Origin of the sequence: Acinetobacter sp. UBA2063 (genome assembly GCF_002333245.1) — a bacterium.
Lineage (GTDB): Bacteria > Pseudomonadota > Gammaproteobacteria > Pseudomonadales > Moraxellaceae > Acinetobacter > Acinetobacter parvus.
In genome coordinates this window covers 1974-2744 of the sequence record NZ_DDAH01000106.1, presented here as the reverse complement: position 1 = coordinate 2744, position 771 = coordinate 1974, and the positions used below count along the sequence as shown (strand labels likewise).

Sequence of the window (771 nt, the reverse complement as noted above, 5' to 3'; positions counted from 1 at the left end):
TACCTGTATTCATCAGCAGGAAACAGCCTGTACCGTAGGTATTTTTTGCCTGTCCCGCCTCAACACACATTTCACCGAAAAAAGCCGCCTGTTGATCCCCTGCAATTCCCGCAATTGGAATCCCAATCTCCTGACCACTGATGGTATGGGTATGCCCATATATTTCAGAAGAAGTACGCACCTCAGGCAACATGGCTTTAGGAATATTCAAGGCTTCAAGCAGCTTATCATCCCACTGCAATGTTTCAATATTAAATAGCATGGTACGTGAGGCATTGGTATAGTCAGTTACATGCGCCTGACCATTGGTCAGTTTCCAGATCAACCAGGTATCCACTGTACCAAACAACAGCTCGCCACGTTCTGCCCGCTCTCGGCTGCCCTCTACCTGGTCAAGAATCCACTTGATCTTGGTTGCCGAAAAATATGGGTCAATCACCAGTCCAGTGACCTTACGTACATACTCATCCCAGCCGTACTGACGAAGCTGGTTGCAGATTTCATTACTTTGGCGGCTCTGCCATACAATCGCGTTATAAATCGGTTTACCTGTTTTTTTATCCCAGATAATTGTGGTTTCACGCTGGTTAGTGATGCCAATCGCGGCAATCTGGTCGCTTGAAATACTTGCCTGTGCTAAAGCCTCAACCCACACCGCACTTTGCGTTGCCCAGATTTCCATTGGGTCATGCTCAACCCAGCCTGGTTGCGGGTAGATTTGGGTAAACTCACGCTGGGCAATCGTAATAACATTTGCATCGTGATCCAACA

1 protein-coding gene is annotated in these 771 nt (G+C 47.5%); it reads right to left on the bottom strand.

Going from position 1 to position 771, the window contains the following annotated elements; genetic code table 11:
* A partial coding sequence (locus B4H32_RS04735; RefSeq protein ID WP_286800432.1) for an FGGY family carbohydrate kinase occupies nt 1–769 on the bottom strand: 769 nt, incomplete at its 3' end.
* Nucleotides 770–771: the final 2 nt, after the last annotated feature.